This is a genomic window from Chitinophaga agri, from assembly GCF_010093065.1.
GTDB lineage: Bacteria > Bacteroidota > Bacteroidia > Chitinophagales > Chitinophagaceae > Chitinophaga > Chitinophaga agri.
Genome location: NZ_CP048113.1, coordinates 2,368,366 through 2,385,529, shown reverse-complemented (window position 1 = coordinate 2,385,529; position 17,164 = coordinate 2,368,366). Strand labels below are relative to the sequence as shown.

8 protein-coding genes are annotated in these 17,164 nt (G+C 48.0%); 2 read left to right on the top strand and 6 right to left on the bottom strand.

What is annotated here, in order from left to right; genetic code table 11:
- Window positions 1-35: 35 nt before the first annotated feature.
- Entirely contained in the window at window positions 36-1,652 is a 1,617-nt protein-coding gene (locus GWR21_RS09145) for an alpha-amylase family glycosyl hydrolase (protein ID WP_162331442.1), read from the bottom strand.
- A gap of 243 nt (window positions 1,653-1,895) precedes the next feature.
- On the opposite strand from GWR21_RS09145, the gene GWR21_RS09140 reads away from it, so the two are divergent.
- On the top strand, window positions 1,896-4,034 hold the full coding sequence (locus GWR21_RS09140; protein WP_162331441.1) for a glycoside hydrolase family 97 protein: 2,139 nt from the start codon (window positions 1,896-1,898) through the stop codon (window positions 4,032-4,034).
- Window positions 4,035-4,073: 39 nt separating this feature from the next.
- Here GWR21_RS09140 and GWR21_RS09135 read toward each other — a convergent pair whose 3' ends face one another.
- The 5 genes from GWR21_RS09135 to GWR21_RS09115 all read right to left on the bottom strand — a co-directional run bounded on the left by GWR21_RS09135 (window position 4,074) and on the right by GWR21_RS09115 (window position 8,142).
- Window positions 4,074-5,141, bottom strand: coding sequence for a saccharopine dehydrogenase family protein (locus GWR21_RS09135; protein WP_162331440.1), 1,068 nt, complete (start codon window positions 5,139-5,141; stop codon window positions 4,074-4,076).
- A gap of 60 nt (window positions 5,142-5,201) precedes the next feature.
- Window positions 5,202-6,152 carry a bifunctional helix-turn-helix transcriptional regulator/GNAT family N-acetyltransferase gene (locus GWR21_RS09130; protein ID WP_162331439.1) on the bottom strand — a complete coding sequence of 317 codons (951 nt, stop codon included), beginning with the start codon at window positions 6,150-6,152 and terminating at the stop codon, window positions 5,202-5,204.
- A 263-nt stretch (window positions 6,153-6,415) separates the two neighbouring features.
- Window positions 6,416-6,991, bottom strand: a complete 576-nt coding sequence (locus GWR21_RS09125) for a hypothetical protein (RefSeq protein ID WP_162331438.1) — start codon at window positions 6,989-6,991, stop codon at window positions 6,416-6,418.
- Window positions 6,992-7,006: 15 nt separating this feature from the next.
- Window positions 7,007-7,396, bottom strand: a complete 390-nt coding sequence (locus tag GWR21_RS09120) for a hypothetical protein (RefSeq protein ID WP_162331437.1) — start codon at window positions 7,394-7,396, stop codon at window positions 7,007-7,009.
- Between the two features lie 140 nt (window positions 7,397-7,536).
- Complete coding sequence (locus GWR21_RS09115; RefSeq protein WP_162331436.1) at window positions 7,537-8,142, bottom strand: LuxR C-terminal-related transcriptional regulator; 606 nt, start codon at window positions 8,140-8,142, stop codon at window positions 7,537-7,539.
- Between the two features lie 488 nt (window positions 8,143-8,630).
- Here GWR21_RS09115 and GWR21_RS09110 point away from each other — a divergent pair, with 488 nt between their 5' ends.
- Window positions 8,631-17,093, top strand: coding sequence for a DUF7933 domain-containing protein (locus GWR21_RS09110; RefSeq protein ID WP_162331435.1), 8,463 nt, complete (start codon window positions 8,631-8,633; stop codon window positions 17,091-17,093).
- Window positions 17,094-17,164 lie beyond the last annotated feature (71 nt).

Below are 17,164 nucleotides of genomic sequence, written 5' to 3'. Positions count from 1 at the left end.
CTTCATAGCAGGGATAAATAGTACGTCAAATAGTATTACCCGGCATATTTATCCAGGCGTATTACGAGACCTTCATCTCCGTCCAGACTGAGGGTATTTTCTACCACACTGCCATTGTTCTCCGGGAAGGTGGCAAGTTCCACGATACCCGAAAAAGTGAAATGCGGTGGTCTGAAATAGCAGGGCAGGTGCGTGAGATTCAGCACGATCAGGAATGCCGGATGTCCTTCATCCTGCCTGATGAATGCCAATACCTGGTTGTCAGCGTATACAGGTTTATAATCGCCTGCATGCAGTGAAGGTTCTTTTCTGCGAAGTGCTATCAGTTGCCGGTAAAGCGTCAGTATAGCAAAAGGGTCTTCCTCCTGTGCCTGTACATTTACCCGCTGCCAGGTCTTAGATAGACGTAGCCAGGGAGTACCTGTTGTAAAACCGGCATTGGTGCTGGCATCCCATTGCATAGGCGTACGGGATGGGTCGCGGCTCAGGTTCTTATCCGGCATATTGAGTCCCTGCGGGTCCTGTACTTCGTTAAACGGGATAGCTACATTACGCATCCCTATTTCATCGCCGTAGTAGATCGTCGGTGTACCACGCAGGGTAAGTAACAGCATAGCGGCTACACGTGCCTGTAGTTGTCCTACCCGGCTGGCAATACGATGCTGGTCATGATTGCTCAGTACCCAGTTTGGCCACCCCTGATCAGGCAGGGCGCCTTCATACTGGTCAATAGCGATGGCCAGCGAAGATGCCTGCCAGGGCAGTGATAACAGCTGGAAATTGAAAGGCAGGTGCGCGCCTTTGTTGTCTACCCCGTAGTACGCCATCAGCTGCTGAATGGGAAGATAGATCTCACCGATCATCACACGATCTCCGGGAAATTCTTCCATCACGGCCCGCATTTTACGCACTACTTCATGCACTTCCGGCTGATCTGTGGAATATACAGGCAGTTGTTGGGAATAAGTCCCCATATGAGGTTCATAGTCAGGATTAACAGGGTTATTCCTTAGCTGCTTGTCCTTTATCATGTGCCACATTACATCCACGCGGAAGCCATCCACGCCCTTTTTAAGCCAGTATCGCATCACGTCAAGCATGGCCTCCTGCACTTCCGGGTTACGCCAGTTCAGGTCCGGTTGTTCTTTCAGGAACGCATGGTAGTAGTATTGCTGGGTTGTTGCATCCCACTCCCATGCATCACCACCGAATACGCTCAGCCAGTTATTAGGCACACCGCCATCCGGGAGGGGATCGTGCCAGATGTACCAGTCCCTTTTCGGATTGTCAATGGAAGAGCGGGACTCCAGGAACCAGGGATGCTGATCGGAGGTATGGTTCGGTACCAGGTCCAGTAATAACTGCATGCCTCTTTTATGTACTTCTTCCAGTAGCCTGTCAAAGTCCTGTTCATTGCCAAACAGGGGATGGATACCCGTGTAATCTGCAATATCATACCCAAAGTCAGCCATAGGAGACGGATAAATGGGAGAGAGCCACACAGCATCTATTCCCAGCCATTGCAGATAGTCCAGTCTGCCGGTAATACCATTCAGGTCGCCCACACCGTCACCGTTACTATCCTGGAAAGAACGTGGGTATACCTGGTAAATAACTCCTTTCTGCCACCATTTGTCGTAAATCGTTGCCATTGCTGATGAGGTTTTGATGATACGCTAAGTGTTCACAACATTTTTGCCAGAAATATACCCGCCGGGATCAGCAGTGGGAATTAGGGGACCAGGGACCGGAAAGGAGGAGTTGGCGCCAGTTATCTGATTGACAGGATATTATTGAATAGTGAAGTGGACTTGGCGGACAATTCTTATCTTGCCGCGAAATTAGCCTCTCACGTTATTGACCGGACATACAAAGTCTATATTAAAACACACAGCATGCGTAAAACGTCTATTTTTATCTGTTGCCTTTTTCTGTTGAAAATGGCAACTGCACAGGAACTGACATCTCCCGACAAAAATTTCCACCTTACATTTTCCATAAAGGATAACGGAAAGCCTACTTATCAGCTGACCTACAAAGGGAAAGATGTGATCAGGCCCAGTCACCTGGGGCTTGAGCTCAAAGGGGATGCCTCTTTCATCGACAGCTTTGAGGTAGCCGGCAATAAGACGAGTTCTTTCGATGAGACCTGGAAGCCAGTATGGGGTGAAGTAAAAGAGATCCGTAATCAGTATAATGAACTGGAAGTTGACCTGCGTCAGGTATCGACGGACAGGCAGCTCATCATACGTTTCCGCCTGTTCAATGATGGTCTGGGTTTCCGCTATGAATTTCCACAGCAGCGACACCTGGCTTATTTCGTGATTAAGGAGGAGAGAACAGAATTTGCCCTGGCAGGAGATCACAAAGCATTCTGGCTGCCCGGCGATTACGATACACAGGAATATAGCACCGTGACATCTGATCTGTCAGAAGTAAGAGGCAAAATGAAGGATGCTGTTACGCCCAATGCATCACAGACCACTTTCTCACCCACCGGATTACAAACACCGCTGATGATGAAGAGTAAAGACGGTCTGTATATCAATATCCATGAGGCTGCACTGATAGAATATGCTGCGTTGTCACTCGAACTGGATGATAAGAACTTCATCCTGAAATCAGTGCTGACACCAGATGCTGTTGGTGACAAAGGATACCTGCAGGCACCCTGTAAATCGCCCTGGAGAACCATCATTGCAAGTGACAAGGCTGGAGATATCCTGATGTCCAAACTGGTATATAACCTGAATGAGCCGTCGAAATTTGCGGACGCAGCCTCCTGGATCAAACCAGTAAAGTATGTAGGCGTATGGTGGGAAATGATCACAGGAAAAAGCACCTGGGCCTATACAGACATTGAGAATGTACAACTGGGGGTGACGGATTATTCCAAAACTAAACCGAACGGTAAGCATGGTGCGAATACAGCCCATGTCAAGGAATATATTGACTTTGCAGCGGAACACGGATTTGATGCGGTACTGGTAGAAGGATGGAACCAGGGATGGGAAGACTGGTTCGGCAAAACAAAGGATTTCGTATTTGACTTCATCACCCCTTACCCCGACTTTGATGTGCAGGAACTGCACCGGTACGCGGCTTCCAAAGGTATTAAGATCATTATGCATCATGAGACCTCTTCCTCCGTACGTAACTATGAACGATTCATTGATACAGCATATAAGTTCATGGTAAATAATGGATATAATTCGGTGAAAAGTGGTTATGTGGGCAATATCATTCCAAGAGGGGAGCACCACTACGGTCAGTGGCTGGTGAACCACTACCTGTTTGCCATCACGAAAGCAGCACAATACCGTATCATGGTTGACGCACATGAGGCTGTGCATATGACCGGTCTTTCCCGTACCTATCCAAATCTCATCGGACAGGAATCTGCGCGTGGAACAGAATATGAATCATTCGGCGGTAACAATCCTGATCATACGACCATCCTGCCGTTTACGCGTCTTATAGGTGGTCCGATGGATTACACACCAGGTATCTTCGAAATGGATATCAGCCAGTACAATCCTGATAATAAATCGAAGGTGAACAGTACACTGGCCCGTCAGCTGGCCCTGTATGTAACGATGTATAGCCCGTTGCAGATGGCGGCCGACTTCCCGGAGACTTACCGCAAGTACATGGATGCTTTTCAGTTTATCAAAGATGTAGCGGTAGACTGGGATGATACTAAAGTTCTGGAGGCGGAACCGGGTGATTATATCACCATTGCACGCAAGGCAAAAGGTAAAAGTAGCTGGTTTGTAGGCAGCACCTGCGATGAGAACGGACGAGTGTCTAAGATCAGCTTTGATTATCTGGACGCTGGCAAGAAATACATTGCGACTATCTACAGTGATGCAAAGGATGCGCATTATGCGAAGAATCCGAAAGCATATACCATCAGGAAGATGGTGGTGACCAGCAAATCAACATTATCACAGGCCTGTGCACCAGGCGGCGGCTATGCTATCAGTGTAGTAGAGGCAGATGATGCCGCCATAAAGGCACTGAAGAAGAAATAAAGTAAAAAGCCCGCTGCTACCAGCGGGCTTTTTTAATGTCTATTTTAATAACGTTCGTTTTACACCATCTATCTCCATGATCAGGTCCGCGCCATAGGCACTGGCAGGCGTCTGATACCCGGGTTTATATTCCCCGTTGATAATTTTCCTTGCAATGACCAGTATGGTGAACGCCGTCAGCGAATACGCTTCAGGTGTCTCCATACAGGCTTCCACACACGCACCATTTTTATTGATCACTTTTCCACGGATATGACTGGTAGCTTTATCGCGGATATTTTGATCGGGTCCGGCAGACTGCATTTTGAGTATACCCATGATGATGCTGCGCATGAAGGATGTTTTCAGTAGCCAGTTAAAGACGGACTGCCCTTTCAGGAAGTACCAGGCAAACTTATTGATGGCAGTGTAGGTCGTGATATTGGGAATGCCGGTGGAATACCAGGCGGTGCTGATATCTCCCCAGGGAATACTCATGACAAATACAGGTTTCCGGTAACCGGGGAAACGCACAGACATGCCCTTTTTACCCATCGGCTCATAGACAATCTTACCAGCTTTACGGATTGCGCCAGGCGTACCGAGTTTGTGCAGGGTACTGATGGAGGTACCACGGGATAATGCGCTGCCTATGACAGCAAAGGAGATCGTCAGTTCGTGGGCATCAGGTAGCTGTTCTTTCAGATAGAGAGCAAGACAGTCAGTAGGTACGACGTCAAAACCAGCGCCGGGCAATACCATGATACCACTATTCTTTGCCGCCTGATCATACCCCTGCAGCAGCTCAAATACATCGAGATCTCCGTTGAGATCAATATAGTGGGTATGGGTAGCGATACAGGCGTCTATCATCGGCTGTGCCGTGATGTGATAGGGGCCGGCGGCCTGGATGACCAGGGCAATATCTTCAAGAGCGTTTTTGAGGGCATTACTATCATGCAGTTCAACAATGCGGAAAGGTAGTTGCAGTTCTTTTGCCAGGGCTTCTACAGCAGCTTTGTTCCTGCCGGCGAGGATGGGTTGCAGACCATATTGGGCGGCATAGCGGGCTATGAGTTCGCCGGTATAGCCATTTGCTCCATAGAGCAGGATATTGTTACGTTGCATGGGGGAAAAATACAAGATAACCCGGAAACTACAAATAATAGTTTCCGGGGATATAATATCTTATAACACTCTCTCCATCTGTATGTTGCAGCGTTCGTATGGTGAAGTATGACCGATCACCCGTTCAAATCCCAGTTTGTGATACAGGCTGATGGCTGGTTTGAGGATGGTATTACTTTCCAGGTATACCTTTTTTGCACCCAGTGAACGGGCTTTTTCCAGGATGGCACTGCCCAGTAACCAGCCAATGCTTTTGCCCTGAGCAGCGGGAGATACTGCCATCTTAGCCAGTTCATAGTCGTACTCCGGATCGTTCATTTTGATCAGGGCGCACACACCTACTGGTTTATCTTCATATAAAGCAACGAGGATATGACCGCCTTTGTCCAGTATATATCCCTGCGGATTATCAAGCGCTTTATAATCGGCTTCTTCCATCTTGAAATAGGTCGAGATCCATGCTACGTTCAGGTCTTTGAATGCCTGCTGATAGGCGGGAGTGTAGACGACGATCTGCACTTTCCGGCTTTCCCGGTCCTTCTTTTGCTCCTGTACACGGCGCAGCAGACTTTTCTGTTCCAGCAGGAATTCCCATTCGCCAATGGCCTTCCAGAGGTCGTGACGCGTATCGGCGGAGATTGCCTCAATAGCATTATTTACATCTTCGTATTGGGCAGCGATCTTTTCGGTGATCTCCTTTCCTTTGGCTGACAGGCTAACCATGTTGCGGCGGCCGTCGGCTTTATCCTTCTTTTCTTTCACCAGGCCCTTATCCACCATTTCACTGATGATCTTACTCACGGAAGGGTGGGAGTGGCCGATCTCTTTCGCCATAGCGGTGATGGTCTTCGCTTCTCCTTTGGACAGGACATAGAACACCGGGAACCATTTGGGGTTCATATCAATGTCATATAACCCGTAGATCTGTGTGGCATCTTCTGTGATCATGTCGGTCAGCTGGCGAAGTCTGCTGCCAAGTGCCAGTTTGCCGATAGTGTCGTAAAAGCTCATAACTGGGAGATTATGTAAATAATTATGTAACTAGTTACGCAAATATAGGCAGGTTGGTTTAATTAGTTATAGAAAATCTTTTTTAGGCCTTTCGGGGCAATAAAAAGCCTGCCGGCAATTACACCGGCAGGCTTATATTAAGCGCAAAAATGAAAAGACTTAGAACAGGTTATCGATACTCCATCTGTACCTGCTGACACATCCAAGGAGGGCGGCAGCGCCAGCACAGGTCCATACAGAATAGGATAGTGGGGGTTGAACGCTTAATTCGCCGTAATCAGTGCGGTGATCAATGCACCGATCACGGCGCCTCCTATACCAAATTTGATTGCCCGGGAGTTACGCTTTTTACGTTCCTCTTCCAGCATTTTCCTGGAGTCTTCGAGTAACCGCTGTGTTTCAACGAGGCTTGTAGTGGCTTTATCGAGTGAGGAAGAGATGCCCTGCAGACTCAGGCTTGTTTTGTCCATAAAGGCAAGCGAGTTATTAGTAACGGAATCCATCTGCTGTTTCAGTTGCTGATAGTAGAATTCCTTTACCCTGAGCATGGTATCCTGCTCGTGTATCATATGCTCGTAGCTGTCCATGATACCTTTGAAGGAGGAGTTGTTCTGGCGTGTTTTGTCGTAAAACTTCTTATAGATGCTGAGGGTGTTCTTGTTTACAACAAATGCAGTATCACATTGAATCAACAGGGTATCCCCCCTGTAAATACTGTATACATTAGTGCCGGAGCTGTCTTTAAATGTTTTTAGCGTACCCTGGCTATAGGCTTGCTGCATGGCAAGGCAACAGCAGATGGCAAGCAGCAGCTTGTGGTGGATAGATAATGGTTTCATATGTCTTATGTCTGTTTACAGGGGTTTGACAACTATTGGTGGAAGACTGTCTGTCGCTTTCAGTTCCTGCTGGAAACCTTGCACTTTCTCTTTCAGAATAACGATGGAATCTTTTAGTCTGGCATTGGACTTAGCTTCCTCTATTTCTTTTTTGGTATTAAGAATAGAGACATTCGTCTGAATGTTTTTGATGTAGTATTTAAACTTATCTACATCACCTTGCAGAGAGTCCAGTCCTGCACGCGACGCATTAATGTAGTTCAGTGCAGTGTCAATATTTCTTTGGGAGGCTTCTATGTTTCTCTGTATTTGTTTTAACTGGCTTTTCTCAAAGAAAGTAATGACTGCGTTGATAACAGTAAAGGCAAGAACAAGATAAATGACTATTCTTAATGGCTTTTCCATTGAACGGGGATTTTTGGGGCGTAAATAATATGTTATGATGTAAACCGGGGTTACGGACAGACTATGAAGTTAAAACTATTATTCAAATGATAGAAATTTAATTTATCATAGGAAAGCCCCTGCTACAGGGGCTTTCACTACTAAGCGAACTTACGTGCGCCATAGATGTTCATCTTCTCCAGTAGTTCAACGATGGAGTTGATTTCCAGCTTCTTAAAGATCCGTGTCTTATAGGTGCTGACTGTGGTCAGCTGTAATTTTAGCTGAGCTGCTATTTTAAGTAGCGGCAGCCCCTGCGAGAGCAAATTCATGACTTCAATTTCCCGGGCAGAAAGCTGTTCCAGCGGATTGGTAAATGCAGGTCTCAATGGTGCTATACGCGGACGTCCTGGTACCAGTGCGGAGAGGGCCAGCATAATATCTTCTTCTGTGGAATGCTTACTGAGATACGCGTCCGCTGTTTCAAACAGACCATCCACCATCACCTGTTTTTCCTCGCGGGAAGAGAAGAGCAGCATTTTTGTAGCCGGATATTTTTCCCTTACCATCCTCATCAGACTGGTATCGTTCCCGGGCAGGTGTTTGCTTAATATGAGCAGGTCAAATGATTGTCGTTGCATAGCAGATATCATTTCGGCTGTTGTTTCCATCATCAATACGGTTACCGGTGCGGGTAGCATGGAAATAATCTGAGACAGGCCACAACGCTTGATGGTGGGTTCATGGGTAATCAGGATATAGTTCATTCACTATGGATATAAATAGGTATATGGTTACTAGCCGGTTTTTGGCATATCCGTCAAAGTTAGAATAATTTGTTTTGTAGTGCCCGGCGACAGCGTGTAGTAATAGTACTACAAACATGTCAAATATTTACTATGCATCTCTGTAGTTGGTATGAGTTACTTTTGTCCCGCAGAAATATCCTTTTTTAAGGGAGTTCTGTGTAGCTACCAAAGATACTATACCGAGAATACGATTAAGATACTATGTTGTTGATAAGAGAAAACTTACAAAACCCGATCCTGTGAACAGGAAACCCGTGATGTAAAGAGAACCTTAGACGGAAAGAGAAATGTAAAGGACATACCTGACGTGTATCCTATGTGCCTGTACATGCCGTTATTATCGCAACACAATTCTACATACTTGCAGGGACCTGATGTTCCTGATAGGAAAACTATTTCCGTACGGAGACAGCCGGCGGAGATATTGATTCACTTATTCAATACAGATGGATAAATTTTACAAAGCAAAATTTGCCTTTTTGTTACTCCTTTCTGGCTTATTCACCACACAGAAAAGCCATGCCGAAGGATCAAAGGATTTGTATCCGGCCGGTGCAGGAGGCGGGCGCGCATGCCTCGTCTCGTCCAGCGCAACCAAAGGCGGATGGCCCCTTACCACCACAGGTGTCCACTATGCATATATGCTTGCAGGTGAGACGCTTGCTGCCGCCAGTAGTGCCCAGGGAATTGGCTCAGGGCAGATCATTTTTACGGCACCTGATGGTACCGTGTATTCTTCCACAACAGGATCGGCAACGGTGGGCAACATTGCCAACAGGACACAGGAGCTGGCTGGTCCCTGGTCGGGATCAGGTTATACGCCTTTCACCCGTGTGGTCGGAGCCGGTCAGACAGGTTTGTGGAAAGTAGAACTGCTCTCTACAAGCCCCGCCAATAACCTTCAGGAAGGGGTAGGCGCCAACTGGCAGGCAGACGCCGCCTGGACCCAATCTCCCTCCAGTAGTGCGATCTGTGCATGGGATATCACTGTCAGGACCAGTGGTGGTGTAATAAAGCCCGGCAGGGTCTATACCAACGTACTGAACATGTACGTGCAGTATGGTGATTACCGTGGTAAGCTATGGGTACTTACAAAAGATGGTTATGTTTTTAAAGTAAATAACAACGGCTCCAATGGACTTGGTTTCGTTGGTTTTGTCAATAACAGAGGTCTGACTAAATCAGGCGCTGATAGTGACCTGCCATTATATAAAAGTGTCGATGGTATCAACCTGGGTACGAATGTTTACACCTGGGACCCGAGAAAAGATGATGGTACGATCAGTGTAACGCAGAAAATGTTTTACCAGGCGCCTGATAAAACAATGCCAGCGACGGCACCCATGGCAGGCGGAAAAACAGTCTGGCTGAATCCGGCAAGAGTCGTACCTACGATCTCCAACATTGCTGTGGACGGCGTGGAAGGAACTTCCGGACAGGTAAGCCGTAAAGGTGCCTATATCACTTTTAACGCCAATACAACCGGAACGTATCGTATTACGTTACAGGGTACAGGGTCATTTGTGACCAGAAAAATGACGGGTACAGCACTCGCTGGCCCTAACAGTGTTTTCTGGGATGGCAAGGACGGCGCCAATGTGTCGCCTTCATTAGGTACTGCCAATGTTACGGCTAATGTACAGTTACAGGGTTCTGAGATCCACTTTCCTTTTATCGATGTGGAAGACAACTTTAATGGTCTGATCATTGAGCAGATGGCAACTGATAATGTGACTGTGGAATCAGACATCGTATACTGGGCGGATTCTACTTTCACTGTTGATGCTACTGCCAGTAATCCGCTTATTAATGGTAACGAAGGAACAGGTCTATCCAGTAACACAAATGGCCATAAATGGGGCTCCAATTTCGGTAACAACAGAACAATGGATACCTGGACCTATGTGCTGGGTGACATTGCTTCCAGGAATACTTCACTGAATATCGTTCAGGCTGATCTGGCGGTGCAGGGTATCACTACTACTGTACCAGGCACCACGCAGATGTACGTAGGACAAACTGTAAGCTATACGGTTACTGTTGTCAACAATGGTCCCAGTGATGTGACCGGTGCGCCTTTTGCGATAAAGGCACCTTCTAATTTCGCTATCGGCAGCCTCTCCAATGTGACATATTCCACCGGTTGTGGTAGTGTTGTCAATCCTGCTGTTGATGCTTCCGGTAACTATGCTGCACTCCTGGACATGCCTAATGGCTGTATCATCACCTTCACAGTTACGGGTACGGCTACTGCAAGTGGTGCTATCAATCTTGAGAGTAGCATCATGCGTCCGAAAGACGTAACTGACCCCGATGCAACCAACCCGGATGCATCCGTACCTCCCACTGATCCGCATGTCGAATGTAAGAACGGCGGTACGACTGAGACCTGTAATAATATTAAATATAACACCAGTGTAACAGCATTGCCAAGCGCGAACGTTGTTGTCACCAAGACAACCACTGCTACCACTTATGTTCCTGGTAGAACAGTGGCATATACATTTACAGTAGCGAATAACTCCCCTACACCCGCTACAGGTGTGCATGTTACAGATAATGCACCTGCCGGTACTACAATTACCGCATGGACCGCTGCTTTCACCACCGGTACGGGTACTTTACCTGCTGCAGGTGGAACCGGGAATATCGATCAAACAATAGCTACATTGCCGGCTAATGCGGTGGTTACCTACACGGTAACGGTAACAATTCCTTCCGGCTTCACCGGTAACCTGCAAAACACGGCCAGCGCAAGCTCTCCGGATGATCACACGCCTGCTGATAATACCAGCACAACACCGGCGATCACCGCGGCTCCTGAAGCAGATATACAGGTAACGAAGACGACGGCCGTTACTACTTTAGCTCCTGGTGAAGATGTAGTATATACCGTGACCATTAGCAATAACGGTCCGAGTGATGCGATGAATGTGAATTGGATAGATAATGCGCCTACCAACACCACCATTGTTGCCTGGAACGTTGTAAGCACGGTGGGCAACGTGACATTGTCTGCAAATAGTGGTTTGGGTCAGATTAATCAGACCATTCCCAGCATGCCAAGCGGTTCATCTGTAACTTATGCTGTCACCGTAAGAACTTCGGGTACTTTCTCCGGTAACCTCGTCAATACGGCGTCTGCGAGCAGCCCCGCTACAGATAATACACCTGCAAATAATACTGCAACCACCACACCGATCGCTGCGAATCCAAGAGCAGATGTAGCCATCAGTAAAAGCACTGCCGCTACTTCTTTTGCTCCTGGTGAAGACGTGACCTACACTATCGTGGTGACAAACAACGGCACATGGGATGCGCCAGCTGTGCACGTAACGGATAATGCGCCCGTGGGCACTATTATTAAATCATGGACGGCCGTTGCCAATCCGGCGACAATTACTCTGCCTGCTACGTCCGGTAGCGGTAATATCGATCAGACGATTGCCAGTTTACCAAATGGTGGACAGGCTGTTTATAGCGTAACAGTATCTACGCCATCCAACTTCACAGGTACGCTCAGCAACACAGCTGCAGTCACCACTACTGCAACGGATGATAATACTGCCAACAATACTGCTACTACAACACCTATCAGCCCTGCGCCAAGAACAGATGTTGCAGTAGTTGCTACTTCCACCGGCACCACCTATACACCGGGTGAAGAATATACCTATACGGTTAAAATCACGAATAACGGTCCAAGTGATGCGAAAAACGTTCACCTGGTAAATAACGCCCCTGCCGGTACCGTTATTAAAGAATGGGTGGCTACTGCTACAGGTACAGTAACCCTGCCTGCTGTAAGCGGTGCTGGTAATATCGATGAGATCATTGCCAGCCTGGCTCCAGGTGAAGAGGTGACTTATACTATAGTAGTAACGACTTATGCCAATACAACTGGTAACCTGAGCAATACTGCGACGGTAACCAATGATGTAACGGACAATGTAACAGCTAATAATACCAGCACCTCCAGTTTAACGCCGGCTCCTAAAGCGGATATCGTTGTGGTAAAATCTACTACTGCGACTACCTTCGCGTCGGGTGAGGATGTGGTATATACTTTCACCGTTACCAATAACGGTCCAAGTGACGCAGCAAACGTAGTCGTGACTGATAACGCACCAACCGGTACAACTATCACTTCATGGTCTGCCGCTGTGACAACCGGTTCAGTTACTTTACCGGCAGCTTCCGGTACTGGTAATATCAGCCAGACTATCCTGAATATGCCGAATGGTGCAGTTGTAACATACACCGTTACTGTAGCTACACCATCCAGCTTCACCGGTAGCCTGAGCAACACTGCTGCTGCAAGCAGCGATGCCACTGACAATACACCTGCTAATAACAATAGCACCACACCTGGCATCACGCCGACATCTAAAGCAGATATCGCTGTAGTAAAATCAACTACCGCGACCACCTTCGCACCTGGTGAAGATGTGGTATATACTATTACCGTAACGAATAACGGTCCAAGTAATGCGGCCAATGTAGTCGTGACTGATAACGCGCCAGCCGGTACGACTATCAAGTCCTGGTCTGCTGCGGTCACCACCGGTACCGTAACCTTACCAGCTACTTCCGGTACTGGCAATATCAATCAGACTATCGCGAGCGTGCCAAATGCTGCTGTAGTAACTTACACTGTTACGGTGGCTACATCTTCCGGCTTCACCGGTAGCCTGAGCAACACCGCTTCCGCAAGCAGTGATGCGACTGATCCGGCACCTGCTAATAACAGCAGTACCACGCCTGGTATCACACCGGCATCCAAAGCGGATATTGTTGTAGTAAAATCAACTACTGCAACTTCCTTTGCGCCTGGTGAAGATGTGGTGTATACTATTACTGTTGCCAACAATGGCCCAAGTGATGCAGCAAATGTAGTCGTGACTGATAATGCACCAGCTGGTACCACTATCAAGTCCTGGACTGCCGCCGTCACTACCGGCACTGTAGTATTGCCAGCTACTGCCGGCACTGGTAACATCAGCCAGACGATCGCCAATCTCAGTAGCGGTGCACTGGTAACTTACACGGTTACTATTGCTACGCCATCCAGCTTCACTGGTAATCTGAGTAATACTGCTGCTGCCACCAGCGATGCAACGGATAATACACCTGGTAACAATACCAGCAGTACACCTGGCATCCCTGCTGCTCCTAAAGCAGATATTGCTGTAGTGAAAGCTACAACCGCGACGACCTTCGCTCCTGGTGAAGATGTAACGTACACGATCACCGTTACCAATAACGGTCCAAGTGACGCAGCAAATGTAGTCGTGACTGATAATGCACCAACTGGTACCACTATCACCTCCTGGACTGCGGCTGTAACAAATGGTACCGTAACTTTACCAGCTACTTCCGGTACTGGTAATATCAGCCAGACTATCTTGAATATGCCGAATGGCGCAGTCGTAACATACACCGTTACTGTAGCCACACCATCCGGCTTCACTGGTAGCCTGAGTAACACTGCTAACGCAAGCAGTGATGCCACTGATAACACACCTGGTAATAATAGCAGCACTACAACCAGTATCACACCGGCGCCTAAAGCGGATGTGTCTGTAGTGAAGTCTACTGCTGCTACTACCTTCGCTCCTGGTGAAAATGTAACATACACGATCACTGTAAGTAATAATGGTCCAAGTGATGCAGCAAATGTAAAAGTGATCGATAATGCACCAACCGGTACCTCCATCCAATCCTGGTCTGCCGCCGTTACCAACGGTACCGTTACCCTGCCAGCTACTTCCGGTACGGGTAATATCAACCAGACCATCGCGAAGGTGCCAAATGGTGCTGTTGTCACTTACACAGTTACAATCGCTACGCCATCCGGCTTTACGGGTAATCTAAGCAATACAGCCACTGTCAGCAGCGATGCTACTGACAACACGCCTGCTAACAATACCAGTACCACCCCAGGCATTCCTGCTGTTGCTAAAGCAGATATCCAGGTTGTAAAAGCAACTGCGGCTACTACTTATGTACCGGGTAAGGATGTGGTGTATACTATCAAAGTAAGCAATAACGGTCCGAGTGATGCTGCTGATGTCAATGTAAAAGATGCCGCACCTGCCGGTACAACTATTTCTGCATGGTCGGCCAGCGTAACAACTGGTACTGTGACACTGCCGAATGCCAATGGTACCGGCAACCTGAATGAGACTATCGCTAAGATGCCAAATGGTGCCGCGGTAACCTATACCGTAACATTACATGTAAATGCTAATGTGACCGGTAACTTAACTAACACTGCATCTGCCACAACAACTGCTATTGATAATGTTCCGGCTAATAACAGCAGCACAACGCCGCCTATTACCGGGACTCGTCAGGTAGACCTGGTTGTGGTTAAAGCAACTGCCGACGCTGCGCTGGCAAATTATACGCCTGGTACAGCAATCGACTATACCATCACTGTCACCAATAACGGCCCGAGTGATGCACAGAACGTAACAGTGAAAGATGTTGCACCTGCTGGTACGACGATCCGTTCCTGGACTGCCACTGTTGTATCTGGTAATGCAACACCTGCTCATATGAACGGCGCCTTCGGTCTGGACGAGGTGATCAACACCATGTCTGCCGGTAGTGTTGTGAAATATGACCTGAAACTGGAAACGCCTTCCTCTTTCAAAGGTAGTATCAGCAATACCGCTGTTGTTGGTAGTGACGTAACGGATGCAAATCCTGCGGATAATACCAGCACGACCAAAACACTGATACCTGCCATCAGTGCTGATGTAGAAGTAATGAAGACACTGAAGGATGCCGCACAGACCACCTTTAAACCAGGTGATCAGGTATTCTACTATATCACTATAAAGAACAACGGTCCTTCTGATGCCAGCAATGTGAACGTGAAAGATGTGGCGCCTGCTGGTACCAATATCTTCTACTGGGGAGTGAACATTCTGAATGGTACGGTAACCCTGCCTAACAGAAACGGTAACACTGATATCAATGAAACCATCGCAGTATTGCCCGCTGGTGCCGTGATCAGATATGAAGTAGGTGTGCAGGTACACGCTGATCATACTGGTAACCTCACCAACACAGCGACTGTGAGCAGTACAACGCCTGACTCGTCAACTGGTAATAACACCAGCACCAGTCCTGCATTAACTGATGCTGCGAAAGCTGATGTAGCCATCACGAAGAAACTTGAGGATGCTACACAGACCAGCACGATCGCAGGTAAACCACTGGTATATGTGATCACAGTTACCAACAATGGTACTGACGCTGCTGCACTTGTACACGTGAAAGATGTGGCGCCTGCTGGTACTACGATCGGTGTATGGACGGCTACTGTCGTAAATGGTGCTGCCGACCTGAAAGATGTAAGTGGTACCGGTGACCTGGATGCTGTTATCACCAGCCTGCCTGCTGGTGCAGTAGTAGACTATCATGTTACTGTGCTGTTGCCGGATAACTATAGTGCTGCTATGATCAGCAATACAGCGACTGCAAACAGTCAGACCGCTGATCCGGTAACGACTAATAACACCACGACGACACCTGCACTTCCTGTAACGGCAGCAGCAGATCTTCAGATCGCTAAAACCACTAGTGAACAGGCATATGTGCCAGGACGTACAATTGTATACACCATCGATGTGACCAACGCGGGCCCGTCAGCCGCTCAGCACGTAAACGTAAAAGATATCGCTCCTGCTGGTACCACTATCAGCGCATGGACCGCTACCGTGACCAACGGTGCTGTAACACTGCCTCATAGCAATGGTACCGGTGATCTGGATGAAACGATCGTGACCATGTCAGCCAATACGGCTGTACGGTATAGCGTGACTGTATCCGTACCTGTTGACTTCAGAGGTGATATCTCAAATACAGCTACTGTAAGCAGCACGACAACAGATAAAGATCAGACGAACAATACCAGCACAACTGCAGCACTGAAGCCGATTGAGGCTGCCGATCTGGAAGTGACGAAACAACTGAAAGATCCTTCTCAGCAGCACTTCGTGGCTGGTAATGAGGTGGTTTACCTCATCACGGTTAAGAACAATGGCCCTGCACCAGCTACCAAAGTAAATATCAGAGACCTGGCACCTGCCGGTACTACGATCGCTGCCTGGACAGCTACGGTGACCAATGGTACCGTAACACTGCCAAATGCCAGTGGTACAGGCGATCTGAATGAGACGATCGCACTGATGCCTGACCAGTCTGTGGTAACTTATGAGGTAGTGGTGAAAACACCTGAAACGTTCCAGGGAGCGCTGGTGAACACAGTAGATGTGAGCAGCGAAACCAGTGATCCGGCGCCGACATGTGCCGCTTGTACAGCTCCGGCTGTGGCTGCGGAACCTTTACCAGAGGCAGACCAGGATGACTATGGTGATGTAAGGGCTGATAATCCGGTGACTATCCCGGTACTTAAAAATGACAAGCCAGGTGATGTGGCTACTCCGCTGAATCCTAAATCGGTAGAGATCGTACAGCAACCTGCGCATGGTACTATTATCATTAACGAGGATGGCACAGTGGTATACACACCTGAACAAGGTTACAACGGTCCGGATTCCTTCACGTACAGAGTGCAGGATGAACATGGCAGCTGGAGTAATGTGGCGACTGTAAATATGAACATCGTTCCGGATGAGATCAATGTGCCAAACGTCATTACTCCGAATGGTGACGGAAGCAACGATAAGCTCGTGATCAAAGGACTGAACAAATTCGTGCAGAACGAGATCGTTATCTACAACCGCTGGAATAACGTGCTTTACAGAAAGCAGAACTACCAGGGTGAATGGGATGGACAAGGTCTGAACGCAGGTACATATTACTATACTTTGAAGGGGCTGGACGCCAATGGACAGTGGCATACCTACAACGGTTATATCATGCTGCTGCGATAACAATCAGCAACACAAGGCTGCCGGCGCCTGCCGGCAGTCTTGTCATTAAGCTGCCATCTCCCCTTTAATCA

Coding starts and splice junctions, on each gene's coding strand:
- GWR21_RS09145 (WP_162331442.1), bottom strand. CDS start 1,652: ATGGCAACGATTTACGACAAATGGTGGCAGAAAGGAGTTATTTACCAG.
- GWR21_RS09140 (WP_162331441.1), top strand. CDS start 1,896: ATGCGTAAAACGTCTATTTTTATCTGTTGCCTTTTTCTGTTGAAAATG.
- GWR21_RS09135 (WP_162331440.1), bottom strand. CDS start 5,141: ATGCAACGTAACAATATCCTGCTCTATGGAGCAAATGGCTATACCGGC.
- GWR21_RS09130 (WP_162331439.1), bottom strand. CDS start 6,152: ATGAGCTTTTACGACACTATCGGCAAACTGGCACTTGGCAGCAGACTT.
- GWR21_RS09125 (WP_162331438.1), bottom strand. CDS start 6,991: ATGAAACCATTATCTATCCACCACAAGCTGCTGCTTGCCATCTGCTGT.
- GWR21_RS09120 (WP_162331437.1), bottom strand. CDS start 7,396: ATGGAAAAGCCATTAAGAATAGTCATTTATCTTGTTCTTGCCTTTACT.
- GWR21_RS09115 (WP_162331436.1), bottom strand. CDS start 8,142: ATGAACTATATCCTGATTACCCATGAACCCACCATCAAGCGTTGTGGC.
- GWR21_RS09110 (WP_162331435.1), top strand. CDS start 8,631: ATGGATAAATTTTACAAAGCAAAATTTGCCTTTTTGTTACTCCTTTCT.